The following is a 22,823-nucleotide window of genomic DNA, read 5'->3' as shown; positions in this document are numbered from 1 at the left end:
GCGTGGCCGAAGGTACGTGGAAGCAGGGTCACTACGGTGCCAGGCGCAGCAGGAACAGCGCGGTGTCGTCCGTACGGTCGGCCGTCGGCAGTGCGCGCCGCATGAGCGCGTCGGCGAGAGCGTCGAGGTTGTGGTCGCCGCCGCTGAGCGCGTCGGCGAGGTCCGCGGTCGCGTCCTCGATGTCGGTGCCCGGCCGTTCCACCAGGCCGTCGGTGAACAGCGCGAGGACCGCGCCGGGCGGCAGGTCGATCTCGATCGCCTCGTACGCAGCCGAGGGGTCGATGCCGAGCAGCAGGCCGGGTGGCATGGCGACACTCTCCGCGCGTCCGCCGGGGTGCCGCAGGAGCGGCGGGAGGTGGCCGGCGGTCGCCAGGCATGCCCGGCGGCGGGCGAGGTCGATCCGGACGTACAGGCAACTCGTGAACAGGCCTGGATTGAGGTCCGTCAGCAGGCGGTTGGTACGGGCGAGGACATCGTCGGGGGCCGCTCCGGCGATGGCGTGGGCGCGGACGGCGGTACGGACCTGTCCCATCAGGGCGGCGGCGGTGACGCTGTGCCCCTGGACGTCTCCCATGACGGCGCCGGCCGTGGTGTCGTCCAGGCGTACCAGGTCGTAGAAGTCGCCTCCGATGTCCATGCCGCGGGTCGCCGGCAGATAGCGGGCCGTCGCCTGCAGGCCGGTCAGCGCCGGCAGTTCCTGGGGCAGCAGGCTGGCCTGCAGGCTGCGCGCGAGTCCGCTCTTGGTGTCGTACAGGTGTGCGCGGTCCAGCGCCTGCGCGGCAAGACCGCCGAACGCGGTCAGAAGTGCCCGCTGGTCGTGCCCGAAGACGTGGGGCCGGTCGTAGGCCAGTACGCAGCAGCCGATGGGGCGGCCGGCGGCGACGAGGGGCAGGAACGCCCAGGCGTGGTTGCCGTCGTCGGCCAGGGCGCGGGGAAAAACGTCGTGGAGTTCGCGGCGGGAGGCGAAGAAGGCCGGTTCGGCCGTGGTCACCGCGCGGCCGCTGGGGTGGTCGGGCGACAGGGGTACGCCGTCGAACCGCTCCATCTGCCGGGCCCCGTAGCCGTGATGGCCCCGCAGGCGCAGCTTGCCCGACTGTACGGCGAACAGGGCGACCGCGTGCGCGCCGAAGCTGGGCGCGATCTGGTCGACCACCAGCTTGATCACGTCGGGCACGCTGAGCGCTTCGGTGAGCGCGGCCGCCAGATGCGCCAGTTGGTACAGCACGCCTGCCCCGGTCGGCGCTGCTCCTGTTGCCGGGGCGACGGCGGAGTCCGGCAGTGGCCGGAGCGCGGCTCCGGCGCCGGCTCCCGCTCTCGCCTCGCCGACGCCTCCGATTTCGGCACCCGTACCCGCCCCGCCAGCCGCCCCGGCTTCGCCCAGGCGGGAACGGGCGATACGCACGCTGATCCCCCGGGCGTCGGGGTAGAACTCGAAGGACAGCCACAGGTCATCGGGGCGCCGGGCGGTGAACGACGTGGGGCGGCGGCTCATCACGGCCGACCGGTAGCGGTCTTCGAACACGGGGTCGTCGAGCCACGGCAGGACTTCCCACGGCCGTGTTCCCAGCAGCACGGGGACTGTGCTGCCGACCAGCTCCGCCCCGGTGGGCGTGATGAAGGTGATCCGGCCGTCGAGGTCGAGCGCACAGCAGCCCTCCGGAAGCCGCTCGGTGAAGTCCACCGCCGCCAGGGACTCGGCCTGCGTGACCATACGGCGCCGCGGCACCGGGACGATTCTCGGTTCGGGCGTGGGCAGGATCGGATGGCCGCTCTCCTGCGCCCGGCGCAGAGCCGCGCCGACATATCCGGAGGCCTTCTCGATCGCCCGCTGCCGCTCCCGCTCGATCACCAGCGGGTGGGAACCCGGCCACAGCAACACCAGCCCGCCCCAGGTCCGCTGCGCACTGACCGCCGGCGCGGCCGCGAGGGCGAACGAGTACGGCAGTGCGAGGCCGATCCGCGGGTAACGGCGGGCGAGCTCCCCCTCGGCACCGACCCACACCAGGCGGCCCTCCCGGACCGCCTCCGCCAAGGGCCCCGAGGCGGAGATGCCCACCCTGGCCCAGGGCATCGCGAGGCTGGACGGCACTCCGGCGAGCACCACGGCGGACAGGACCTGCCCGCTCGACGTCAGGACGTAGATCCCGCCGCCGTACGCGTCGGACTCGCGCAGCACCCGGGAAAGCAGTCGGTCCAGTACCTCCGGCTTTCCGGTCTCCTCCTCCGGCGCAACCATGAGCTACCGGCTTCTCGCACAACTCGCCTCAAGGGACATCACCTCTGGACGTTACGCCCATAACGGCTGAGATCGCACCCGCAAGGAGCCGTGCCGGTGCCGGACGAGGTGCGGCCTCAAGGCCCTCACTGCCAGCCACCCGTCCCGCCTCTCAGGCTCCGGCGACCAGCAGCCCTCCCATGGTGACCATGGTGGCGGCGACCAGGCCGTCCAGTACCCGCCAGGCCGCGGGCCGCGCCAACAGGCCGCTGAGCAGCCGGGCCCCGTAGCCGAGGGTCGTGAACCAGGTCAGGCTGGCGAGTACGGCGCCGAGTCCGAAGGCCCAGCGCAGCGTGCCGTGGTCGGCGGCGACGGAGCCGATCAGCAGGACCGTGTCCAGGTAGACATGCGGGTTGAGCCAGGTCATCGCCAGGCAGGTGAGCACGGCCTTCCGGGCGGAACCGGCCGTGGCGCCCTGCGCCGTGAGGGCCGCGCCGGGGGCGGGCCACAGCACACGCCGGGCGGCGAGGACGCCGTAGCAGATCAGGAACCCGCCGCCGGCCAGGCCGACCACGGTCAGGGCGGCGGGCCACGCGGTGACCACGGCTCCCACTCCCGAGACGCCGAGCGCGATGAGGAGCGCGTCGGACAGGGCGCAGATGGCCACCACCGCGAGGACGGCGTGCCGCCGGGCCCCCTGGCGCAGAACAAAGGCGTTCTGCGCGCCAATGGCGACGATGAGGGAGAGTCCGGTGCCGAAGCCGACGAGTGCCGCCGTGATGATTCCGTGGGTCATGCGGACGACGGTATGAACCATTCCGCCATCAGTACAGCTAAAGGTTCTAACGTACCCTTAGCCTTTGTGATGGATGAGCTTCCCCTGGACCTGGTGCGTACGCTGCTCGCGGCAGTGGACGAGGGCACCTTCGACGCGGCCGCGGCCGCCCTGCATGTGACCCCGTCGGCGGTCAGCCAGCGGATCAAGGCGCTGGAGCAGCGCACCGGCCGGGTGCTGCTGATGCGTACGAAGCCGGTGCGCCCGACGGAATCCGGGCAAGTCGTGGTGCGGTTCGCGCGTCAGCTTGCCCGGCTGGAGCTGGACGCGCGGGCGGACCTGGGCATCGCCGACGCGCGGGGCCCGGCGCGGCTGCCCATCGCGGTCAACGCCGACTCCCTCGCGACCTGGTTCCTCCCGGCGCTCAATCGCGTGCCGCAGGATCCGCCGGTGTGTTTCGAGCTGCACCGCGAGGACGAGGCCCACACCACGGCCCTGTTGCGCGAGGGGCAGGTGATGGCGGCGGTCACGTCGTCGCCCGACCCTGTGGCGGGCTGCACGGTACGCCGCCTCGGCCTCGCCCGGTATCTGCCGGTGGCCGGCGGCGCCTTCGCCGCGCGCCACCTGACCGGGCCGCTGGAGCGCGACCTGCGTGACGCCCCGGTGATCGTCTTCGACCGCCGCGACGACCTCCAGGACGCCTTCGTACGCTCCCTCACGAACGACGGGACAGGCGCGGGCCGGGTGCGCCACTACGTGCCGACGTCGGAGGGGTTCTGCGACGCGGTGGCCGCCGGGCTCGGCTGGGGACTGGTACCGGAACCGCAGGCGCAGCCGCTGTTGCGCGCGGGTGTGTTCACTCTGCTCACGCCCGGCCGGCCCGTGGACGTTCCGCTGTTCTGGCAGCAGTGGAAGCTGGACTCGCCCGCTCTGGCAGCCGTGGCGGACGCGGTGGCCGCCACGGCCGCCGAGGCCCTGCGCCCTTCTGCGTGAGCCGGCCGGGCCTGCGGGGCGCGGGCTGCGCGCCGCGGGCTGCGGCGGAGAGGAAAACGCTCCCGATCGCGGGACGGAGCCTTTGGGGTGATCTGTCGCAACCGGCGCGGACACCCCGCGTTGATCAGCCCGCGTGATCAATTCGCCCGTCCGGGGGCCTCCCCGCAACCGTCAGGAGTCAGCCCATGCTGTACGGCAAAGCCTTGCGCGACGAGATCGCCTGCTCGGGGACAACACCTCTCATCGGCGTGTACGACATGTACTCCGCCTCGCTCGCGGCCGCGCATTACGACGGGCTCTTCGTGTCCGGATTCGGCTTCGCCGCCTCGTACTACGGGCTTCCCGACATCGGGTTCATCGCCTGGCCCGACATGGTCGCCTTCGCCGAACGCCTGCGGGGCGCGTTCCCGCGGCACCACCTGCTCGTGGACATCGACGACGGCTACGTGGACCCGGAGCTGGCGTGCCACGTGGTGCGGCGGCTGGAGCGGTCGGGCATCTCGGGAGTGGTCCTGGAGGACCAGAAACGCCCGCGCCGCTGCGGCCATACCGAAGGCAAGCAGGTCCTGCCGCTGGAGGAGTACCTCGCGAAGCTGAACCAGGTACTCGCGAGCCGGACCGACCTGCTGGTCGTCGCGCGGACCGATGCCACCGACGACGAGGAGATCCTGCACCGCGCGAGCGCCCTGGCGGCGACCGACGCGGACGTGGTGCTGGTCGACGGGGTGCGCAGTGTCGAGGCGATCCGCCGGATCCGTGGAGTCATCGGGAACAAGCCGCTGCTGTTCAACCAGATCGCCGGGGGCAAGTCCCCACGGTTGTCGCTCTCGGAGCTCGCCGCGCTGGGGGTCGATGTGGCGATCTACAGCACGCCGTGCCTCTTCGCGGCGCACCGCGCGATGGAAGAGGCCATGACCGAACTCAAGTCCACGGACGGACGCCTGTCCGCCGTCGACGGCGTCGGCGCCCGTGCCGGTGTCGGCGAGGTCACCGCGATGCTGACGGAGAACCTCCGCCGCCACACCACGCACTGACCCACGAAACGCCCGTTACTAGTACGGCTGCCTCGGGCTCAGGTTCAGCCTCCGCCGTACCTGCCACTCGTGGACGAGCCGCCCGGCCAGCGCCCCGCCGTACACCACGAATCCCACTCCGACCAGCCAGGACTGCAGGACGAGCACAGTCCCGAAGGGGCCGAACGTCACCGCGTTCGACGCGATCAGTGGCGAGAAGACGTACTGCGAGAAGATCCGGAGCCCGAGCAGCCCCACAGCCGTCAGGGCAGCCGCGGGGGCCAGTGCGCGCCAGCGGATCCGGCCGCAGAGCAGCAGCCGCTGCGAGGCCCAGAAGAAGAGGAACAAGCCGACGACATCGCCCCCGGCGACAAGCATGGTCACGACGGCGGGCGCCCCTTCGGGAGCGGGAGTCTTGACGAAGAGGAGGAGGGCGGCGACCAGCATGGCCAGCCAGACGACGTGGCGCCACATCGTGTGCCATCGCGCCGTCGGCAGGTCCCAGACGCGTTCGTACCCGGTCTGCACGGCGGATCCGAAGGTCACGCCGAACGCGGCCAGTGCGGCCAGGCCGAATGCCGTGGTCCGCTGCAGTGCCTGCCCCGGCCGGCCGAACAGCTCCTCGATCTCCGCCTGCGACACCTCGGACACCCCGAGGCCTGTCACCAGCCAACGGGCGAAGCCCTGCCCGCTCGGCAGATCGGCCGCGGCGACGACGATCAGGAGGGGCACCAGCGTGAGGAAACTGAGCGCCGCGAAGCCCATGGCGCGGTGCATGAGCTCCACCTCGCGCCCGCGTTGCCAGGTGAGTCCGACGACCGAGTCCCCCAGCCGTCGCTGCAGTCGGTCGAACGGATGTCCGTGCTGCGGGCGACCATCTTGCGGCGCACCGGATTTCAGGGGCATGTCCCGTGGGGTACCCGCAAGCGCTCGCGCCCCCTCGGGCGTGCCTCCGAACGGGTGCCCCGAGGTTCGGCCTCCGCTGCGGGACTTTCATCGAGCAGCACCGCACATGAAAGACCGGTGGCATGAGCAACCCTCGGTCGTGCCACCGGTCTTTCTTTCGTACGGCGAACCCCCAGCAGTGCGGGGCCCGGCGCTCACCAGTAGTGCCGTCGACCACCCACCGCGCGCCCCAACGATCCCAGGATCCAGAGGACGGCCCCGATGGCGACCAGAATGATTCCGATGGTCCACAGGATGGCGATGTCGGCCACGAAACCGATGATGAGCAGAATGATTCCGAGGACGATCATGTGGTCCTCCGATCTTGCGGGAACGATTCTTCTATCCAGCCTGTCCCCACTCCCCCTCGGGCCAAACCAGCAGAATCCGCTCATACCGGCCGGTGCCCGCGGCAGCAGCGCTACGGCTTCCACCAGGCGGCCGTGGCATCGCGCGAAGTCTAGGATTCACGCTTCTCTGAATTCAGGTTCTCGTGTACCGTCCTGGCCGTGCTGACTCTCGCGTACGACATCGAGGTGCTTGCCCGGTTCGGCCGCGCGCTCGCCGATCCGATCCGCTGCCGGATCCTGCTCGCCCTGCGCGAGGCCCCGGCCCATCCCGCCGCTCTCGCCGACGCTCTGGAAATTTCGCGCACCAGGCTGTCGAACCACCTTGCCTGTCTGCGGGACTGCGGTCTGGTCGTGGCCGTGCCCGTCGGCCGCCGGACACGCTACGAGCTGGCGGACGAACGGCTGAGGCATGCGCTGGACGACCTGCGAAGCGCCGTGCTGGCGGTCGAGGCGGACCGTACCTGCCCGGACACGGAAGACAAGGGTTGCTGCTGATGACCGCCGGGATACCCGTGGGCACCGATCCGTCCGCCCCCACCGCCCCCGCCGCCCGTGAAGTACTGACTCGCCGAATACGGCTGCTGGTCGCGGCGACCATCACGTACAACGTCATCGAGGCCGTCGTCGCGATCACCGCGGGCACGATCGCCTCCTCCACCGCGCTGGTCGGCTTCGGCCTGGACTCCGTCATCGAGGTGTCCTCCGCCGCCGCGGTGGCCTGGCAGTTCTCCGCCCGCGACCACGCCGTCCGCGAGGCCCGCGAGAAGACGACCCTGCGGATCATCGCGCTCTCGTTCTTCGCGCTCGCCGCGTACGTCGGTGTTGACGCCGTCCGCGCTCTGGGCGGCACCGGCGGGGCGGACCGCTCGATTGCCGGCATCGTGCTGGCGGCCCTCTCCCTGGCCGTGATGCCGTTCCTCTCCGTCGCCCAGCGCAAGGCCGGGCAGCGGCTGGGTTCGGCCTCGGCGGTCGCCGATTCCAGGCAGACCCTGCTGTGCACCTACCTGTCCGCCGTCCTCCTGGTGGGCCTGGTCCTCAACGCCACGCTCGGGTGGTCGTGGGCCGACCCGATCGCCGCTCTCGTCATCGCCGTCATCGCGGTCAGGGAGGGAGTCGACGCCTGGCGCGGCGAGGGCTGCTGCGCCACCCCCGCGACCACGGCGGTCCTCAACAACGAGGCGCAGGTGTGCGGTTGCCGTCCCGGTGGCGGCTGCTGCGGCTGACCCCCTGGGAGGAGGGCCGCAGGATGCCGGCCGTACAGGCGGCGATGACGCAGAAGGCCACGGGGAGGAAGAACGTGAGGTTGAGCGGGGCCCAGTGGGTGAGCGGTCCGATGACGGCGGGCCCGGCGAGCATGCCGACGTAGCCGAGGCCGGCGACACGGGAAACGTTGACTCCTGAGGCGTCCGGGTCGGCGTGACCGGCGGCGCTGAAGAGCTGCGGGATGCAGCCGGACAGCCCGGCCCCGAACATGGTCCAGCCGATCAGCGCCAGGGGAATCCACGGGGACAGCGCCGCCATGGTCAGGCCGAGCGCGGCAAGGGAGGCGCCGTACCTCACGACGGCCACCGCTCCGAAGCGCGCGGCCACCCGGTCGGCAAGCAGACGTCCGACGGTCATGGCGGTGGCGAAGGCCCCGTAGGCGAGGGCGGCCGTCGCGGCGGGCGCGTCCAGGACGTCCCGCAGATGGAGCACGCTCCAGTCGTTGGCCACGCCTTCGCAGAGCATCAGCATGAGTGCGAGAGCGGCCAGTACCCAGATGCGCCGGGGCGTCCTGCGAGCCGCCTTCGCCCCGGCGGTGGGGGTTTCCGCGGCCGGGGCCTCCGCTGTGCGGGCAGGCTCGGGTCGCAGCAGCGCGGGGGCGGCCACCAGGGCCGCGACGAGGCCGAAGAGCGCCACCGCGGCGAGGGTTACCGCCGGACTCACCCCCCAGCTGAGCGTGCGGGCGCCGACAAGAGCGGCCAGTACACCCCCGACGGAGAAGGTGGCGTGGAACGCGGACATGACGGGCCGCTGGTAACCGCGCTCCACCTGAACGGCGTGGGCGTTCATGCTGACGTCCAGGCAGCCGTTGCCGAAGCCGAGCACCAGCAGCGCCGCCCCCAGCGTCCAACTGCTCGTGGCCAGACCGGGCAGGACCACGGCGGCACCGCACAGTGCCGCGCTCACCGGAACGGCGGTGCGGGCGCCGTAGCGGTCGGTGAGCGGGCCGACGATCTGCATGCCGGCGAAGGCTCCCGCGCCGAGCAGCAGCAGGAGCCAGCCGAGCACGGCATGGCTTGTCCCGGCACGTTGCTCGATGGCGGGGATGTGGACGATCCACATTCCCATGAGGAAGCCGTTCAAGGTGAAGTACGCGAAGGTGGCCAGCCGACCGGACCGCAGAGATCTCTCCATGCGTATGAACATAACGAACAACTAGTCTGTTCGAAAGGTTGCATTGGAAACGTGATCAATGTTCAATGCGAGCATGGGGAGCACAGACCGATGGAGGCAGATCACCGATGCCGTGCGCGAGGCGGGCCGCATGGGTGTCGCGGAGCTGGCCGAACTCACCGGCGCTTCGGAGATGACCATCCGCCGCGACCTGGAGGTTCTGGCCGGCCAGGGCGTTCTTGAGCGCTACCGCGGAGGAGCGAGGAGCCTGCTGCTGTACGGCGACGAACCCCCGTTCGCACTGCGTGCGCGGGAGGGGCTGGAGAGCAAGCAGCGCATCGCCGCCGAGGTCGCCGCGCTGATCGCCGACGGCGAGTCCGTCGTCCTGGACAGCGGCACCACCTGCCTGGAAGTGGCTCACGCCCTGGAGCACCGGCGCCTGACCGTGATGCCGCTGTCCCTCCACGGAGTCAACGCGCTGGCCGGGGCGCCCCAGTTGACGCTGCTGGTGCCCGGCGGGCGACCACGACCGGGTGAGCTGGCGCTGACCGGCCCGCTGACCACGGCGTCGCTGGCCGCCGTACGATTCGACACCGCCGTGATCGGCTGCTGCGGACTGAGCCCCGCGGACGGCCTGACGGCGTACGACCTGGACGATGCCGCCGTCAAGCGCGCCGCGATCGCTTCGGCCCGCCGCGTCATCGCCGTCGCGGAGTCCGCCAAGCTCTCCCGCACCGCCCTCGCCTTCGTGGCCCCCCTTTCCGCCCTCCACGTCGTCGTCACGGACGAGGCCGCCCCGGACGACGCGACGGGAGCGCTGGCCGCGGGAGGCGTGACCGTACGGAAGGTGTGAGACCGGGGGCCTGCCCTGCCGTCCCTGAGCATCGCGGGCCATACAGGCCTAACGTGGAAGAACGGTGGCAAGCTCCTCTCCTTGGAAAGGAACGACCGGCTATGACCGATACCGGAACCCAGAACGTCAGTGGGAAGCACGGCGACCCCGGCAGCCGGGGACGGACCACCATCGCCGACAGCGCGGTCGAGAAGATCGTCGGAATGGCGGCCCGCGATGTGGCCGGCGTCCATGCGATGGGCAGCGGAATCTCGCGGGCCTTCGGAGCGGCGCGAGAGCGCGTGCCGGGCGCGGCCAAGTCCGTTTCGACCGGCGTCAAAGTCGAAGTGGGCGAGAAGCAGACGGCGGTCGACCTGGAAATCGTCGTCGACTACGGCGTCTCGATCACGGATGTCGCCGGCGCGGTGCGAGAGAACGTGATCTCCGCGGTCGAGTGGATGACGGGCCTGGAGGTCGTCGAGGTCAACATCGCGGTCAGCGACGTGAAGCTTCCGGAGGAGGAAGAAGAAGAGGAGGAAGAGCAGCCACGGCTCCGCTAGCCGGCCTGTCGGCTAGCCGTACGTGGCGCTCTGCTCCTGTCCGGCGATTGAGTTCACTTGTCGCTCGGCGCCAGCTCACTTGTCGCTCGGCGCCGCCCGCGACGAGGTCAGTACGCCGATCTTGTCGATGCGGTGCTCCGGGTTGCCCTTCTCATCGCGCCAGAAGTTGCCGGCAGCGTCGTCCTCCGGCGTCGCGCAGGTGGAGAGCGTGATCATTGCCTTGGTGGGCCGCTTGCCCGGCGAGCCCGGGACCGCGGCCCGCTGCTCAGCCAGTGACCGCTCCGAGCGGAACGACGTCATCCTGGAGTCGGTGATTTTGTACTCGTGGACCTTGCCGCCCGCCGTGACGAACACGGAGTCGCCCTCGTCGACGGACGGGAGTTCGCGCAAGGGGCCGCCGGCCGAGAGGCGGTGTGCCGTGACGAGGTAGTTGCCGACTTCGCCGGGCCCGACACCGCCTTCATCGCCGTACGGGCTGGCGGCCACACCACGGTCCTGGATCCGCGTGCCGGCCCAGTCGTCGGTCGTCCCCTCGTACGGGACGACGCGCAGGTTGACGACGCCGATGGACGGAATGGCCAGCAACGCCGTCTGCTTCCGTGTGCTGCTCTCGGGCGCAGCCGACTCGGCATTGGACGAGGAGGGCGCCGGCCCGGCGATCGTCGCCGCTGCCGCCGAGGCGGTGTCCGGCGAGAGCACCGCGACCGTAGCTGCTGCGGGTTTGTCCGCCGCGCCGCCATCGCCATCGGCACCGGTGCAACCCACCAGCGCGACGATGAGAGTGCCTGCGAGGGCGACGGGGACGGGGCGGGGAGTGAACATGGCATTCCGGATCGCGGAGGGGAACGTCGGACAACTCCTGTGGAAAGGGCGCCCAGCTTTCCCACCAGAACAATCAGAGCCGATCAGGTGTTCCCGCCCCGAACGCCGTCGCCACATCACCCTCCCGCAGACAACGGCACTGGCGTTCGATAATGTCCGGCCAGCTACCGTGCGAGGAGATCACCGATGAGCGCGACACTACCGGCGCACGTTCCTTCGCGCTGTGGGCCGACCCGTACCGGCAACGCCGGATCGCCACCGTCGTCACCACAGCCGCTTCCGGCGGCGTCGCCACCTACCAAGTCCTGGGCGAGCAGGGCGAGATCATCGGCACCCTCACACGCGAGAGAGCGTCGTCCGGGCGGCGGCGACGGCGCACGCGGGCCCCGGCGGATCATCTGGCGTACCGGGAAGGAGACGCCGCTGGAGTTCCGGTCCGGTGACGACGAAGTGCGCGTGCACGTGGACTGGGTCGACTGGCGGCTTGCCGCCGCAGTGCTGCTGCTGGTCCGCAGCTTCGGGCACTCCTGCTGGGACACGGTGAATCAGTAGAGGACAGAGGGGAGATACGCCCCGGCGGGCTCGTTGTAGAGGCCGATGGTCATGACGCTCATCAGCTGTTGCACCTTGAGGCCGTTTCCCAGACACCACTGGAGCAGCGCGCTGTTGGACGCGGGGACGAGAATGCCGGGGCCGCCGAAGGCGGGTGCCGCGGCGATGAGAGCCCTGATGTCTTCGGTGCTCTCGCCGACCGCGTGCGCGAAGAAGGACAGGTCCGTGGCGTAGCCCGTGATACGCCCGCCGTGTTCGGTCACGCGGGCTGTGCCCATTTTGAGCGCGTCGGTGAGTTCACCGCCGCGGTCGGTCCCATGAACCTTGCGGCACACCCGGTTGCAGGCCGCCACATCCGCGTCCGTCGCGGGCCGCACCTCGTACCCCGGTACGGTCTTTGCGATCGGCGGCCCCTGCAGGCAGGCCACGGTTTCACGGAACTCGAACCCCAGGCCGGCGTAGAGGGCGAACGACCGGGAGTGGTACCCGCTCTGCAGCAGCCGGACGCCGGGCACACGCCGCTCGGCGGCCCGCTGCATGACGTCCTGCATCAGCCGGCGCCCCACGCCGCCGTTCTGGGCGGCGGGGTCCACGGTGACGGGCCCGACGCCGACGACGGGCGAGCGCTCGTCGAGGTAGTTGCTGCCGACGATCCGGCCGTCGATTTCGGCGACGACACTGTAGAAGCCGGGGTGGTTCAGCAGCATCGCCATCATCCCGCCGGCCTCGTCCGCGCCAGGGGTGTCCGACGGGAACCCGTGCTGTCGGGCGATTCCGGAGAAGGCCTCGAAGCAGATCCTGCCGGACTCCGCGGCGTCTTCGGGCCGTCCGGAGCGCAGTACGAGATCCACGATCCGATGCACCTCCCGTGTCCGTTCCGTATCGCTGGAGCCCTTTCCGGCGGGATGTCCGCTGAAGGCTCTCCTTCCATCAAACGTGCGCGCCGCGCCCGCGGCAAACCGGTCCCGACCGCCCTGCCGGTGTGTCTCGGACGCGGCGTATGCCCCTCCAAGCGTCTAAGTGGGACGCACCTGGACCGCCACCGCTGGGTCCTGGTGCCCGCCGCTGGCGAGCATCCGCACCTCGTCCCGGTCGCTGATCTCGGCCAGGACGATGCCGGTGTCGTCCGCGTACACCGGATGACCACCGGGCCCGGTCCGATCCGTACGGTGCACTTCCACGACATCCGCAGCGTCCGGAACGGCTGCGGATGTGCCTGGATGTACGAAAACCAATTCGTAGCGATCGAACCTGCCCATGTCGTCGCCTCCTCGATGAGAAGCCACCAGCCCCGCCCGTATGTCCATAATCACGCATTAAGAGCCCGAGGGGTCCATTTCGCTGTTGTCGTTCAGATGTGAAGTGTTGTCCTTCAGATGTGAAGTTCGGGCGGGAAGCCGGTCCAGCGCAGTTCCGCGGGCAGGTGCCGCATGTCGTTGTAGCAGAGCACGGAGGACGGCCTGCCCGGCGCGTACCTGATCACCGTCAGAGCGGCGTTGCAGTGGTTGAGGCCCATCCAGCGCCACTCGGGCGCGTCGTGGGCGGCTCGTACCAGCCATCCGATGAGGAAGTTGTGGGTCACGACCAGTTCGTGGCGAGGCTGACGGCCCTGCGCCGGTCCCGTGAACTTCGCGAGCGCTTCCCTGGCGAGCGCCGGACCACGCTCGCACTCATCTGCCGGAAACCGCGCGAGGAAGCCCAGCAGGGAATCGGCCGAATCCGGCGGCAGCTCCTGCTTCCGCGGCAGGTAGGGGAGGTAATCCCCGGCAGCCTCCGACTGACGCAGTGGTACGCCGTCGAGCTGTTCGCCGATGAGCCGTGCCGTCTGCGCCGCCCGGGGCAGGGGACCGTGATGGATCTCGGACAGGGGCGTAGCGCGGAGCCGTTCACCGAGCAGAACGGCTTGGCGGCACCCGTGTTCGGTCAGAGACGTCTCGTCCGGTGACGCCTCCCCGTGCCGGGCGAGATACAGGTACCGAGTGGCCGTGTGCGTCATGTCCGAGGTCCCCCGAGAATGTCCGTGACTGTGGTCTTGCGCATTGAGGATCTCGCGCATCGAGCCGATGGACGCAGGGGCTTTCTTTTCGGTTCCCGCTGCGCCCCGGCCACGCGACAATCGCGTCGACGCCGCCGTGTCCGCCGCCTACGCTCACCCGTATGAGCAGCAACGGCACGGTACGACGGCCGCTGGTCGCCGTCCTCAGCGGAGCGGGGATCTCCACCGACTCCGGCATCCCCGACTACCGTGGGCCGAACGGCCTGTGGCGGCGTGACCCGCAGGCCGAGAAGCTCGTCACGTACGACTTCTACATGGCCGACCCCGAGGTCCGGCGCCGCGCCTGGCGCATGCGCCTCGACAGTCCCGCCCGGCGTGCCCGGCCGAACGACGCCCACCGGGCGATCACCGAGCTGGAACGCTCCGGGGTTCCGGTCCGGGTCCTCACCCAGAACGTCGACGGACTGCACCAGCTCGCGGGGCTGCCTGCCCGCAAGGTGCTGGAACTGCACGGGAGCGCCCGGTCGACGGTGTGCACCGGTTGCCACGCCCGGTCTCCGATGGAGGACGCGCTGGCGCGGGTGGCAGCGGGTGAGGAGGACCCGCCGTGCCTCGTGTGCGGGGGCACCCTCAAGTCGGCCACGGTGATGTTCGGACAGCGGCTCGACCCGGCGGTGATGGGTGAGGCTGTGGCGATCGCCAAGGCGAGCGACGTGTTCGTGGCCGTCGGCACCAGCCTCAAGGTGCAGCCGGCCGCGTCGCTCGCGGGGATCGCCGCGGAGTACGGCGCGCGGCTCGTCGTCGTCAACGCCGAGCCGACGCCGTACGACGAACTGGCCGACGACGTCGTACGCGAGCCGATCGGGACGGCCCTGCCCGCTCTGCTGAAGCGCTTGGCGGCCTGAGCCCGAGGGCGGGACCTCTGCGTACGGCTGGGAACGGCGCCATTTGTGGACGTTTCGTCCTACCAGCGCGACGCCCTCGCGCGCACAGCGCTGAAGTCCATCGCCTGCTCGACCTCCCGAAGCGTCTCCTCGGCGGCCTGGCGTACCTCGGCAGGTACATCGCCCCGCTCCTCTACGAGGCCTGCATAGATCGGTGCCTCGGCACGGTTTGCGGAACTCACGTCGAGAGGTGCCCTTCAAGTCGGTACGTGCGGTTCTCTGGCGGCAGCCAGAACGGAGGACGAGTGTAGGTGGTCCATGGAGCACCGGAGCAGGCCGCCCCCGTTGCCCGTACTCCGCGCCCGCAGCCTACGGCGTGGCCTCCACGTGACTCATGGCAGGTGCCCACGTCGCAGGCTGCTGGCCACCGCCAAGGGTCACCGAGCGCCGGCGCCGGCCCTCGCCGTCTCCGAGCGGAAGCCGTGACCGACTTCGGGGGCAAGGCCGTGATAGTGACGGAAGTTGTAGATGAGAGGGCTCCACACAGCGGGGTCGATGTGCTGGGTCCCCGGCACCACGATGCGCTCATCGGCATGCACGCGCAGGACTTCGCACTCGACGGTGAAGAACAGCCCCGCGCCGCCGGCCGTCATCGCTGTCACGGCCGCCTCCAACTGCAAGGGGCATTCGGCGACTCGGGCCGGCCGCACCTCCTGCGAGTCCTGCGGCCGGAGCCCGGCGGCGGAGAATTTGTCGCTCTCGTACCGGTACACCTCGCGCTTGCTCATCGGGACCGGGTCGGCACCGGTGAGCGGCGCCAGGCGTTCCACCGACTCCCACAGGTCGGGCGAGGGCAGGTTGATCACCAGTTCCGGCCGTACGGAGAGATTCCGGACCGTCTGGCTTTCGCTGCCCAGGCCGAGGACAACGTGCTGCCCCAGCGCCCAGGCCGACGAAATAGGCGCCAGATTGCAGGTGCCGTCCTCGTTCTCCGAAGTCACAAGAACCACAGGCGTTCCGAAGTAGAGAATGCTCGGCCGGACCACCAGGTGTCCGTCGGCGGCGGTGTGTTGTTCGTGCTGGTCGGTCTTCATGGCCCGGAACGCTAGACGCCTGACACTTTGATGCCGGCCGAACTGACGAAGGGCGAGAATGAGCCGGTGACCAGCCACGACTCGTACGCCGACAGCCCGGATCTCGCCTCCTTGGCAGCCCTTTTCGCGGACCGTACCCGCGCCGCCTTCTGCCTCGCGCTGCTCGACGGCCGGGCCTGGACGGCTACGGAACTGGCCCGCCTCGCCGGCGTCGCTCCGTCCACCGCGACAGGTCATCTGCACCAACTGGTCGCCGGCGGAGTGCTGACGGAGGAACGCAGTGGCCGCCACCGTTACGTTCGCCTCGCGGGCCCGGACACCGCCGAGATGATCGAAGGGCTCGCGGCCCACGCACCGCAGCGCCCGACTCCGGTCCGCTCGCTGACGGACGCCCGTCGTCGCCGCGCCCTGGCCCACGCCCGTACCTGCTACGACCACTTGGCGGGCGCCCTGGGAGTGGCGATCACTGACGCCATGACCGCGCAGGCGCTCCTCGCCTGGGACTACGGCCCCGCGCTCACCGAGTCCGGCGCGTCGTGGCTGCGCGGCCTCGGGGTCGCCGACGACCACTGCGGCACTTCCCGCCGCCCCCACGTCCGTACGTGTCTCGACTGGACCGAACGCCGCGCCCACTTGGCCGGGGCGGTGGGTGCCGCCCTCTTCCGCCATGCGCTGGAGGCCTCCTGGCTCGTACGGCAGGGAAGTACGCGCATCATCACGCTGACGGACGAGGGCCGCGACGCGCTGCGTCGTCACCTTTCGCTGCGGGACGAGGTGCTGCTCGCGGGGGCCGACACGGCGAGCTGAGCTGATCGCCGGCACGTGGGCGTCCAGCCTTCGGACACCACTCCCGATCATTCCAAGATGCGGAATATATTTTCCACTCCACTGCGCGTCCGGGGGAGGAACCACATCATGGGCATCGACAAGGCACTGTCACGCCGAGCGGCCGCCGAACTGGTGGGGACCGCGGCTCTGGTCACCGTGATCGTCGGTTCCGGAATCCGGGCCGCCGGCCTCAGCCAGGACGCCGGAGTCCAGCTCCTGGCCAACGCGGCGGTCTCGGCGGTCGGTCTTGGCCTGCTGATCGTCCTGCTCAGCCCGGTCTCCGGAGCTCACCTCAACCCGGTGGTCACGCTCTTCGCATGGTGGTCCCAACGGCGCGGCCTGGCCCGCTTCAGCGGCCGCGAAGTCGCCCTCTACCTCGCCGCGCAGCTCGCCGGGGCCGTCACGGGTGGCCTGCTGGCCGAGGCGATGTTCGGCCGGGCACCCGGTGTCTGGTCCACCCAGGTGCGATCGGCCGGTCATGTGCTGCTCGGCGAAACGGTCGCCACAGCCGGACTTGTACTGGTGGTGTACGGACTGGACCGCATAGGCCGCGCACAGCTCGCCCCGGTCGCGGTGGCCTCGTACATCGGCGCGGCAATCTGGTTCACGTCCTCCGGATCCTTCGCGAACCCCGCGGCAACGGTCGGAAGGGCGTTCACCGACTCCCTCACCGGCATCGCCCCCGCGTCGCTTCCGGGCTTCCTCACCGCCCAGCTCCTCGGCGGCCTCCTCGGCGTCGGCCTGGCGACGATCCTTTATGGGCCACCCGCGAACTGCCCCTCGTCCGACGGTCTGTTGCTGGGCGACCGGGTGCGGGGCCGGTCGCTCTCCCGTGGTGCGTAAGGCGCCGGGGACGCCTCACCATCGAGTCATGCCGCGCGGGCCGACAGTCCGCGGCGCAGGCACTCGGTGAGACGGGCCGCGATCGTCCCGTCGTGGTCCAGTCGGGGGTTGAAAATCGTGACGTCGAGCCCTCGTGCCCGTTCGTCGCCGAGCGCCGCCCGCAGCACGCTCTCCAGTTCCACCCAAGTCAGCCCGCCGGGCAGGCGGTAGTCGACGGCCGGCATGACCGCGTCGTCCAGTACGTCCACGTCGAGGTGGACCCAGTAGCCGCCGCTCCCACCGCCGGTGAGCAGGTCGAGCGCCCGGCGCGCCGCCGCTTCGGCGCCCGCCGCGCGCACCCTGGGGAGGTCGATCGCGTGCAGCCGTGGCGGCAACGGCTGCATCCCCGCCTCGGCGGACTGTGCGGAGTCACGGAAGGCGAACGCCACGACGTCCTCGTCCCGTACGAGCGGCCCGCGGCCCTCAAGGTCGGTGAGCGGCCGGGGTCCGCGCCCCGTGGCCAGGGCGAGTTCCATCGAGGCGGCCTCGCCGGCCGGTTCCGCCGACGGCTGGTAGAAGTCGGTGTGGCCGTCGAGGAACAGCAGCCCGTAGCGCCCGCGGCGTCGCAGGGCGAGGAGATTGCCGAGCAGAATGCTGCAATCACCGCCGAGGACCACGGGGAAGCAGCCACGGCCGAGGACGCCGCCGACCCTGTCGGCCAGTTGTACGGAGTACCGAGCGATCCCGGCCGGATTGAGGATCCCGGTGTCGCCGTCCCGCCTCGGGTCGTACACCGGCGCTTCGACCCTGCCCGCCCATACCGCCCCGAGGTGCCTCAGCAGGCCGGTGTCGAGCAGGGCGGCCGACGCGTCCTGCACGCCGGACGGCCGCAGCCCGAGTACGGACGGCGCCTCGACGACGGCTGGTTGCCGCACTTGCGCGTCCTTCCGTCCTGAAGCCGTCCTGAAGCCGTTCTGAAGCGTCCCGAAAGCGTCCCGAAGGTCAGAGCTGCTCCGCCGGCTCGATGTTCTGGTTGACGTGGAAGAAGTTGTGCGGATCGTACGTACGCTTGACTCCCGCCAGCTTGTCGTAGTGGTGGCGGTAGGTGGCCCTGACCCGGTCCTGCCTCTCGCCGACGCCTATGAAGTTGACGTAACCGCCGCCCATGGAATGCGGGTGCAACTCCTCCCAGTAGTCGACACACCACTGCCTGAGTGCCTCGGCGTTGGCGGGATCGGGGTCGACGCCGGCGATGACGCCGGACCATACGGCGTCCCGGTAACTCCACGCGGTGTCGTCCGGGCCGACACGGCTCGCGGCCCCGTCGACCGGGTAGAGGTGCATGATCGACAGGTCGGTGGGGAGGTTCTCGGTGTACTTGACGTGTACGTCGATGGCTTCGTCCGTGATCCGGTCGAAGAAGTTCCCGCGCCAGTACCACTGCAGCCCGGTGGGGAGCAGTGCGTCGAACATGCTCTGCAGGGCCGGGTAGGGCATCGGTGCCGTGAAGTGGAAAGCCGGCGCGCCCGGTTCGTTCACGGCTGCGAGGGTCTCGTCGAGGCGGGTCGGGTCGCCCGTCCAGCACCAGACGACTCCGCACATCTTGTGGCCGTGGATCTCTTCCGGGAAGGGCGGGCCGGGTGGAACGGTGAGCGTCGCGAAGAACCCGTTCAGATCCTCGGGCGCCTGCGGCAGGAAGTCGCGGTACCACCGCAGCGCCTCGCGCATGCTGTCGACCGGCCATACGGTGATGCCGACGCCCACGGTGTCCACCGGGTGCAGCCGGAAGCTGAACGACGTGACGATGCCGAAGTTCCCGCCGCCGCCGCGCAGGCCCCAGAAGAGGTCCGGGTTCTCCGTCTCGCTGGCGGTGACGAAGCTGCCGTCGGCCAGCACCACGTCCGCCGCGAGCAGGTTGTCCGCCGTGAGTCCGTACTTGCGGGTGAGATGGCCGTGACCGCCACCGAGGGTGAGGCCGCCGACGCCCGTCGTGGACATGATGCCGGAGGGGGTGGCCAGGCCGAAGCCGTGAGCGGCGTGGTCGAGGTCGCCGAGTTGGCTGCCGCCGCCGACCCGCGCGGCTTTCGCGGTGGGGTCGACGTGGGCCCAGCGCATGGGTGACAGGTCGATGGTGACGCCGTCTTCCACCAGGCCCAGGCCGGGGCCGCTGTGGCCGCCGCCCCGGACGGCGACTTCGAGCCCGTTGTCGCGGATGAAATCGACCGCGGCCATGACGTCCGCCGCGTCCGCGCACCGCACCATGGCGGCGGGGCGCCGGTCGATCATGGCGTTGTAGATTTTGCGGCTCTGGTGGTACTCCGGGTCCTGCGGGCCGATGACCGGGCCGCGCAGCGCGGTCCGCATCGCTTCCAGAGTTTTCCCGTCCATGACCCTCTCCTTGCCGAGACGCGGAACCGCTTCCTCACCTGGCCTCTCCCCTGTCGGGCCCGCCGGTGAGCGGTCGTGCGCCGGCGCCCCGGCACCCCCGTTCAGCCACGTCACAGGCACAACGCACGCCCGGACGGCTGACACCTCCAGCATCCCGCCGTGCGGGGAGCCCCGCAATCCCGCCGCGAGGTGCGCGGGTCCATGGAGTGCGGGCGACCGCTTCCGTCGCCACATCCGCGGGCGCTGCGGCCGGGATGCGGCCCGCCGCCGTGCGCCCGACCATGGAAGCCGGAGCGCCGCAGGGCGCCACACCGCTGAACTGGACGGACGTTGTCAATGGACGACCTGGACTACGGCACCACCGCCGACGCCGCCCCCGACCCGGTCCGCACCGCCTCGGTCGAGGCCGCCCGACGGGCCCTGGCCTCGACCGGAGTGCACCTGATGCCGCCGGACGCCCTGACAGCGTGCACCGGAACCGACCGGCAGGCATGGGACCGCTTCTGCGCCCACTGGGACGACCTGTCGCCCGACACCTACGCGGCGGAGGGCGGCACCTGCCGGCTGCGCCGCTTCGGGCACTTCTCCCTCCCCGCGGCCAGGGGGGAACCGTCCCTCCTGCCGCACGTCCCGTTCGTACAGCCGAAGGACACCAATCCGCTCTATGTCCAGGTGGACCGCCACTTCGACCCGCTGACCGAAGCCTTTGTGGCCGACCCCGTTCTGCTGTCCCTGCTCAGGCTGCTGGGGGATCTCGCGGGCGGCCTGGAGCAGCCGGCGGAGTGGAGCGTGATGGTCCATCCCTTCCGTGTCATCGCCTCGGCCGACGGGCAGGGGAAGCCCACGCCCGAGGGGCTGCACCGGGACGGCGTCACCCTCGTCTCCTCGCTCCTGATCGCCCGGCGGAACGCCGGCGGCGGCGAGAGCTCGGTGTTCGACCCGGACGGGAAGCAGGTGCTGGCGACGACGCTCAGCGAGCCGGGAACCCTGCTCCTCGGTGACGACCGCCGCACCCTGCACCAGGTCTCACCGCTCCGCCCGCTCGACCCCGGCCGGCTCGCGTACCGCGACGTACTGGTGACGACGCTCACGGCCCGCTGAGCGCCGGGCGCGCTCAGCCAGGAGGGTCCCACCTGCCTGCGGCGGTCGCCGTGATGAGGCTGTCCACGACGCCGCCGGGCCCCGCGCCCGTGGCCGCTGCGGCACGCTGGTGGCGCGCGCCGCAGCCGCGTGCCGTCAGGCGCCGCAGGAACGCCGTCACCTCGCCCATGTCCCCGGACTCCTCCAGAGCGGGACGCACGTACGCGACGAGACGCTCGGCCTGCACCGGAGCGGGCAGGACCTGTCCGCTCAGCGCGTCGACACCCGCGCCGGACCAGCCGTCGCGTGCCGCGCGCCAGTACGCGGCGCGCAGGAGTTCGCTGGACGTACGGGGGCCCGGGTCGCCGCGTACGGCCTTCGCCTGCGCCGTCACCACGAGCGCCCGGATCAGCGACGTGAGTGCCACCGTGTTGTCGATGTCCGGCTGGACATCCATGGTGCGGATCTCCAGCGTCGGCAGCCGCGGGTTGAGCCGGACGTCCCAGAACGGCAGGCCGGCCTCCAGCATGGCCTCCGACGCCGCCATCGCCTCGGCGAGCCGCTGGTGCTCTTCGAGCGATGCGGCGTACGGCGGTGGTCCCAGGCACGGGAACGCGCTCCTCATCACGGCACGCCAGCTCGCGTACCCGGTGTCGCGGCCCTGGTGGAAGGGCGAGTTGGCGCTCATGGCCAGGAGGAGCGGCAGCCATGGCCTGAGGTGGTTGGTGACCAGTACGCCCACCTCCCGGTCGGGCAGGTGCACATGGACGTGGAGGGCGGAGAGGGCGAAGTCGTCGAGCATGGCGCGGTATTGGTCCGCCCCCGCGCGGTATCTCGGGTGGTCGCCGATGTCGGCCGGCACTCCGCCTCGCATGACCGGTGTACCGGACGCGCACAGGCGCAGCCCCTCCTCGCGTGCGGCTGTCACGGCCGCGGCGCGCACCCGGTTCAGTTCCGTGCGCAGTTCCTCGGGCGCCGTGCACGGGGGTGTCTTGCCCTCGATCTGGTACTGGGTGAATTCGCCCGAGACCAGTTCGCCCACGAGCGCGGAGGCCCGCGGGAGGACCCTCGCGCTCGCCGGCTCCAGCTGACGCGTCCGGGGGTGGATGAGGAAGTACTCCTCCTCGACACCCACCGTGGGCACGTGAGCGCCGGTCGCCGGGCTGCTGGATCCCTGGTCGTGAGTGTTCACGGCATCAGCATCACGGGGTTCCGCGGTTCTGTCGCCTCGCACGCCACCGCCATACAGGCGAAGCCGCCGGGTCGCTCGCCGTACAGGTTGATGACCCTCGCCCCTGCGGCTCCGCGCGGAGCGAACGCCCGTGCCCGCCCGGCGGGGCGGGCGGCCCGGCAAGTGACCGGCCGGTGGCCTCGCGCGCGCCTGGGGCGCGGGGGCAGCCACCGGCCGGTGCCGTACGCAGGGGCGATTACTGCGGGGGGTAGATGTCCCCGCTGCCCATGCTGCTTGCCTGCTCGCTCTGTTCCCTGAGGCGGCGGGCTTTGTCCTTGAGCCGCTCGCGCTGCTCCGGGTCAGCGGCACGTTCCGCGGCCTGGTCCGCCTCCTGCGCCAACTGGCGCAACTCCTGGGCGCGACCGCCGGACTCACCTGCAACGCTCATGATCACTCCTCGGGTGACAGGACAGAGCGGGCGGAACCAGCGAAACAGCGCCGACCCGTCCGCGCATTTCGAACGGTCACTCACCGCTATCCCCGCAGGCCGGAGCATCGGGCGAGGAGACTTCCGCGTACGGTGGTGTGCGTGCGCCTGCTGCTGACGTCCGACACGCATCTGCCCAAACGCGCCAGGGAACTGCCCGCCGAGCTCCTCGCGCAGGCGCGGGAAGCCGATGCCGTCATCCATGCCGGCGACTGGGTGGACGTGGCCGCGCTGGACCTGCTCGAAGCGCACTCACGGCGCGTTATCGGGGTGTATGGCAACAACGACGGTCCGGATGTGCGGGCGCGGCTGCCCGAGGTGGCCCGGGCGGAGCTCGGTGGGGTGCGCTTCGGCGTCGTACACGAGACGGGAGCCGCTCAGGGGCGGGAGCGCAGGTGCGCGGAGCGGTTCCCGGATCTGGATGTGCTGGTGTTCGGCCACAGTCACATTCCGTGGGACACCACGGCGCCGGGCGGTCTGCGACTGCTGAATCCGGGGTCGCCGACGGACCGGCGGCGACAGCCCTACTGCACGTACATGACCGCCGTCGCGCAGGACGGACGGCTGAGCGAAGTCCGCCTGCACCGCCTGCCGCCCCGCCGCTGACGTCCGGCGGGGCCGTCCGGCCCGTCCGGCGGTC

The 22,823-nt window shown here is 70.8% G+C and carries 27 protein-coding genes; 12 read left to right on the top strand and 15 right to left on the bottom strand.

The genetic code is table 11. From position 1 onward, the window contains the following. Positions 1-31 precede the first annotated feature (31 nt). Both G412_RS0114530 and G412_RS0114525 read right to left on the bottom strand, forming a co-directional pair. Complete coding sequence (locus tag G412_RS0114530; RefSeq protein WP_028812736.1) at positions 32-2,236, bottom strand: SpoIIE family protein phosphatase; 2,205 nt, start codon at positions 2,234-2,236, stop codon at positions 32-34. A gap of 151 nt (positions 2,237-2,387) precedes the next feature. Next, on the bottom strand, positions 2,388-3,011 hold the full coding sequence (locus G412_RS0114525; RefSeq protein ID WP_028812735.1) for a LysE/ArgO family amino acid transporter: 624 nt from the start codon (positions 3,009-3,011) through the stop codon (positions 2,388-2,390). Between the two features lie 69 nt (positions 3,012-3,080). On the opposite strand from G412_RS0114525, the gene G412_RS0114520 reads away from it, so the two are divergent. Together G412_RS0114520 and G412_RS0114515 are read left to right on the top strand one after the other, a co-directional pair. Further along, the gene (locus G412_RS0114520; RefSeq protein ID WP_028812734.1) at positions 3,081-3,983 is read left to right on the top strand and encodes a LysR family transcriptional regulator ArgP; all 903 of its coding nucleotides are present in this window, start codon (positions 3,081-3,083) and stop codon (positions 3,981-3,983) included. Positions 3,984-4,168: 185 nt separating this feature from the next. Beyond that, positions 4,169-5,017 carry an isocitrate lyase/PEP mutase family protein gene (locus G412_RS0114515; protein ID WP_028812733.1) on the top strand — a complete coding sequence of 283 codons (849 nt, stop codon included), beginning with the start codon at positions 4,169-4,171 and terminating at the stop codon, positions 5,015-5,017. 18 nt (positions 5,018-5,035) lie between these two features. Here G412_RS0114515 and G412_RS0114510 read toward each other — a convergent pair whose 3' ends face one another. Beyond that, positions 5,036-5,902: a YhjD/YihY/BrkB family envelope integrity protein gene (locus G412_RS0114510; RefSeq protein WP_028812732.1), complete on the bottom strand. Its 867-nt coding sequence runs from the start codon at positions 5,900-5,902 to the stop codon at positions 5,036-5,038. A 194-nt stretch (positions 5,903-6,096) separates the two neighbouring features. Continuing rightward, positions 6,097-6,252, bottom strand: a complete 156-nt coding sequence (locus tag G412_RS40160; protein WP_167546462.1) for a DUF6131 family protein — start codon at positions 6,250-6,252, stop codon at positions 6,097-6,099. Between the two features lie 198 nt (positions 6,253-6,450). Between G412_RS40160 and G412_RS0114500 the strand changes: the two genes are divergently transcribed. Then, entirely contained in the window at positions 6,451-6,786 is a 336-nt protein-coding gene (locus tag G412_RS0114500) for an ArsR/SmtB family transcription factor (RefSeq protein WP_028812731.1), read from the top strand. Further along, complete coding sequence (locus tag G412_RS0114495; protein ID WP_028812730.1) at positions 6,786-7,514, top strand: cation efflux transmembrane domain-containing protein; 729 nt, start codon at positions 6,786-6,788, stop codon at positions 7,512-7,514. The genes G412_RS0114500 and G412_RS0114495 overlap by 1 nt, the downstream gene beginning before the upstream one ends. Here the strand turns inward: G412_RS0114495 and G412_RS0114490 are convergent. After that, a complete protein-coding gene (locus G412_RS0114490; protein WP_028812729.1) occupies positions 7,459-8,688 on the bottom strand; it encodes an MFS transporter in 1,230 nt (409 codons plus the stop codon). The genes G412_RS0114495 and G412_RS0114490 overlap by 56 nt on opposite strands. A 73-nt stretch (positions 8,689-8,761) precedes the next feature. Here G412_RS0114490 and G412_RS0114485 point away from each other — a divergent pair, with 73 nt between their 5' ends. Together G412_RS0114485 and G412_RS0114480 are read left to right on the top strand one after the other, a co-directional pair. Then, positions 8,762-9,520, top strand: a complete 759-nt coding sequence (locus G412_RS0114485; protein WP_028812728.1) for a DeoR/GlpR family DNA-binding transcription regulator — start codon at positions 8,762-8,764, stop codon at positions 9,518-9,520. A 101-nt stretch (positions 9,521-9,621) separates the two neighbouring features. Continuing rightward, positions 9,622-10,059, top strand: coding sequence for an Asp23/Gls24 family envelope stress response protein (locus G412_RS0114480; protein ID WP_028812727.1), 438 nt, complete (start codon positions 9,622-9,624; stop codon positions 10,057-10,059). Positions 10,060-10,134: 75 nt separating this feature from the next. Here G412_RS0114480 and G412_RS0114475 read toward each other — a convergent pair whose 3' ends face one another. After that, positions 10,135-10,881: a class E sortase gene (locus tag G412_RS0114475; RefSeq protein WP_028812726.1), complete on the bottom strand. Its 747-nt coding sequence runs from the start codon at positions 10,879-10,881 to the stop codon at positions 10,135-10,137. Positions 10,882-11,033: 152 nt separating this feature from the next. Between G412_RS0114475 and G412_RS34415 the strand changes: the two genes are divergently transcribed. Beyond that, entirely contained in the window at positions 11,034-11,324 is a 291-nt protein-coding gene (locus tag G412_RS34415) for a hypothetical protein (protein WP_028812725.1), read from the top strand. Between the two features lie 102 nt (positions 11,325-11,426). Here the strand turns inward: G412_RS34415 and G412_RS0114460 are convergent, their stop codons facing one another. The 3 genes from G412_RS0114460 to G412_RS0114450 form a co-directional block, all read right to left on the bottom strand. Beyond that, entirely contained in the window at positions 11,427-12,284 is an 858-nt protein-coding gene (locus G412_RS0114460) for a GNAT family N-acetyltransferase (RefSeq protein ID WP_028812724.1), read from the bottom strand. A 165-nt stretch (positions 12,285-12,449) separates the two neighbouring features. Next, positions 12,450-12,692, bottom strand: coding sequence for a DUF6296 family protein (locus tag G412_RS0114455; protein WP_028812723.1), 243 nt, complete (start codon positions 12,690-12,692; stop codon positions 12,450-12,452). A 113-nt stretch (positions 12,693-12,805) separates the two neighbouring features. Further along, the gene (locus G412_RS0114450; protein WP_028812722.1) at positions 12,806-13,429 is read right to left on the bottom strand and encodes a histidine phosphatase family protein; all 624 of its coding nucleotides are present in this window, start codon (positions 13,427-13,429) and stop codon (positions 12,806-12,808) included. Between the two features lie 161 nt (positions 13,430-13,590). Between G412_RS0114450 and G412_RS0114445 the strand changes: the two genes are divergently transcribed. After that, positions 13,591-14,334: an SIR2 family NAD-dependent protein deacylase gene (locus G412_RS0114445; protein WP_028812721.1), complete on the top strand. Its 744-nt coding sequence runs from the start codon at positions 13,591-13,593 to the stop codon at positions 14,332-14,334. Positions 14,335-14,393: 59 nt separating this feature from the next. On the opposite strand, the gene G412_RS40155 is transcribed toward G412_RS0114445, so the two are convergent. Beyond that, positions 14,394-14,555 (bottom strand): hypothetical protein, encoded by a 162-nt coding sequence (locus G412_RS40155; protein WP_167546461.1) that lies wholly within the window; start codon positions 14,553-14,555, stop codon positions 14,394-14,396. Between the two features lie 195 nt (positions 14,556-14,750). Then, a complete protein-coding gene (locus G412_RS0114440) occupies positions 14,751-15,407 on the bottom strand; it encodes a flavin reductase family protein (protein ID WP_028812720.1) in 657 nt (218 codons plus the stop codon). 66 nt (positions 15,408-15,473) lie between these two features. Here G412_RS0114440 and G412_RS0114435 point away from each other — a divergent pair, with 66 nt between their 5' ends. Both G412_RS0114435 and G412_RS34410 read left to right on the top strand, forming a co-directional pair. After that, complete coding sequence (locus G412_RS0114435) at positions 15,474-16,214, top strand: ArsR/SmtB family transcription factor (protein WP_028812719.1); 741 nt, start codon at positions 15,474-15,476, stop codon at positions 16,212-16,214. A 108-nt stretch (positions 16,215-16,322) separates the two neighbouring features. Then, entirely contained in the window at positions 16,323-17,078 is a 756-nt protein-coding gene (locus tag G412_RS34410; RefSeq protein WP_051338342.1) for an aquaporin, read from the top strand. 26 nt (positions 17,079-17,104) lie between these two features. Here G412_RS34410 and G412_RS0114425 read toward each other — a convergent pair whose 3' ends face one another. Next, the gene (locus tag G412_RS0114425; RefSeq protein WP_028812718.1) at positions 17,105-17,992 is read right to left on the bottom strand and encodes an arginase family protein; all 888 of its coding nucleotides are present in this window, start codon (positions 17,990-17,992) and stop codon (positions 17,105-17,107) included. A gap of 67 nt (positions 17,993-18,059) precedes the next feature. After that, positions 18,060-19,445, bottom strand: a complete 1,386-nt coding sequence (locus G412_RS0114420) for an FAD-binding oxidoreductase (RefSeq protein WP_028812717.1) — start codon at positions 19,443-19,445, stop codon at positions 18,060-18,062. A 336-nt stretch (positions 19,446-19,781) separates the two neighbouring features. On the opposite strand from G412_RS0114420, the gene G412_RS0114415 reads away from it, so the two are divergent. Then, on the top strand, positions 19,782-20,546 hold the full coding sequence (locus G412_RS0114415; RefSeq protein WP_078606963.1) for a 2OG-Fe dioxygenase family protein: 765 nt from the start codon (positions 19,782-19,784) through the stop codon (positions 20,544-20,546). A 13-nt stretch (positions 20,547-20,559) separates the two neighbouring features. Here the strand turns inward: G412_RS0114415 and G412_RS0114410 are convergent, their stop codons facing one another. Both G412_RS0114410 and G412_RS0114405 read right to left on the bottom strand, forming a co-directional pair. Continuing rightward, complete coding sequence (locus G412_RS0114410) at positions 20,560-21,717, bottom strand: carboxylate-amine ligase (protein WP_051338341.1); 1,158 nt, start codon at positions 21,715-21,717, stop codon at positions 20,560-20,562. Between the two features lie 235 nt (positions 21,718-21,952). Next, entirely contained in the window at positions 21,953-22,144 is a 192-nt protein-coding gene (locus tag G412_RS0114405) for a DUF6381 family protein (RefSeq protein WP_028812714.1), read from the bottom strand. A gap of 141 nt (positions 22,145-22,285) precedes the next feature. On the opposite strand from G412_RS0114405, the gene G412_RS0114400 reads away from it, so the two are divergent. Further along, on the top strand, positions 22,286-22,789 hold the full coding sequence (locus G412_RS0114400) for a metallophosphoesterase family protein (RefSeq protein ID WP_028812713.1): 504 nt from the start codon (positions 22,286-22,288) through the stop codon (positions 22,787-22,789). The last annotated feature ends 34 nt before the right edge of the window (positions 22,790-22,823 follow it).

Source organism: Streptomyces flavidovirens DSM 40150 (genome assembly GCF_000429085.1).
Lineage (GTDB): Bacteria > Actinomycetota > Actinomycetes > Streptomycetales > Streptomycetaceae > Streptomyces > Streptomyces flavidovirens.
The sequence above is the reverse complement of the archived record's forward strand: the minus strand, read 5'-3'. Positions and strand labels throughout refer to the sequence as shown.

What these genes read in the sequence shown, in the direction of transcription:
- G412_RS40160 (WP_167546462.1), bottom strand. Translation starts at nt 6,252, where the DNA reads ATGATCGTCCTCGGAATCATTCTGCTCATCATCGGTTTCGTGGCCGAC.
- G412_RS0114405 (WP_028812714.1), bottom strand. Translation starts at nt 22,144, where the DNA reads ATGAGCGTTGCAGGTGAGTCCGGCGGTCGCGCCCAGGAGTTGCGCCAG.
- G412_RS0114530 (WP_028812736.1), bottom strand. Translation starts at nt 2,236, where the DNA reads ATGGTTGCGCCGGAGGAGGAGACCGGAAAGCCGGAGGTACTGGACCGA.
- G412_RS0114485 (WP_028812728.1), top strand. Translation starts at nt 8,762, where the DNA reads ATGGGGAGCACAGACCGATGGAGGCAGATCACCGATGCCGTGCGCGAG.
- G412_RS34410 (WP_051338342.1), top strand. Translation starts at nt 16,323, where the DNA reads ATGGGCATCGACAAGGCACTGTCACGCCGAGCGGCCGCCGAACTGGTG.
- G412_RS0114455 (WP_028812723.1), bottom strand. Translation starts at nt 12,692, where the DNA reads ATGGGCAGGTTCGATCGCTACGAATTGGTTTTCGTACATCCAGGCACA.
- G412_RS0114475 (WP_028812726.1), bottom strand. Translation starts at nt 10,881, where the DNA reads ATGTTCACTCCCCGCCCCGTCCCCGTCGCCCTCGCAGGCACTCTCATC.
- G412_RS0114510 (WP_028812732.1), bottom strand. Translation starts at nt 5,902, where the DNA reads ATGCCCCTGAAATCCGGTGCGCCGCAAGATGGTCGCCCGCAGCACGGA.
- G412_RS0114490 (WP_028812729.1), bottom strand. Translation starts at nt 8,688, where the DNA reads ATGGAGAGATCTCTGCGGTCCGGTCGGCTGGCCACCTTCGCGTACTTC.
- G412_RS34415 (WP_028812725.1), top strand. Translation starts at nt 11,034, where the DNA reads ATGTCCGGCCAGCTACCGTGCGAGGAGATCACCGATGAGCGCGACACT.
- G412_RS0114480 (WP_028812727.1), top strand. Translation starts at nt 9,622, where the DNA reads ATGACCGATACCGGAACCCAGAACGTCAGTGGGAAGCACGGCGACCCC.
- G412_RS0114440 (WP_028812720.1), bottom strand. Translation starts at nt 15,407, where the DNA reads ATGAAGACCGACCAGCACGAACAACACACCGCCGCCGACGGACACCTG.
- G412_RS0114415 (WP_078606963.1), top strand. Translation starts at nt 19,782, where the DNA reads ATGGACGACCTGGACTACGGCACCACCGCCGACGCCGCCCCCGACCCG.
- G412_RS0114515 (WP_028812733.1), top strand. Translation starts at nt 4,169, where the DNA reads ATGCTGTACGGCAAAGCCTTGCGCGACGAGATCGCCTGCTCGGGGACA.
- G412_RS0114420 (WP_028812717.1), bottom strand. Translation starts at nt 19,445, where the DNA reads ATGGACGGGAAAACTCTGGAAGCGATGCGGACCGCGCTGCGCGGCCCG.
- G412_RS0114450 (WP_028812722.1), bottom strand. Translation starts at nt 13,429, where the DNA reads ATGACGCACACGGCCACTCGGTACCTGTATCTCGCCCGGCACGGGGAG.
- G412_RS0114445 (WP_028812721.1), top strand. Translation starts at nt 13,591, where the DNA reads ATGAGCAGCAACGGCACGGTACGACGGCCGCTGGTCGCCGTCCTCAGC.
- G412_RS0114520 (WP_028812734.1), top strand. Translation starts at nt 3,081, where the DNA reads ATGGATGAGCTTCCCCTGGACCTGGTGCGTACGCTGCTCGCGGCAGTG.
- G412_RS0114495 (WP_028812730.1), top strand. Translation starts at nt 6,786, where the DNA reads ATGACCGCCGGGATACCCGTGGGCACCGATCCGTCCGCCCCCACCGCC.
- G412_RS0114525 (WP_028812735.1), bottom strand. Translation starts at nt 3,011, where the DNA reads ATGACCCACGGAATCATCACGGCGGCACTCGTCGGCTTCGGCACCGGA.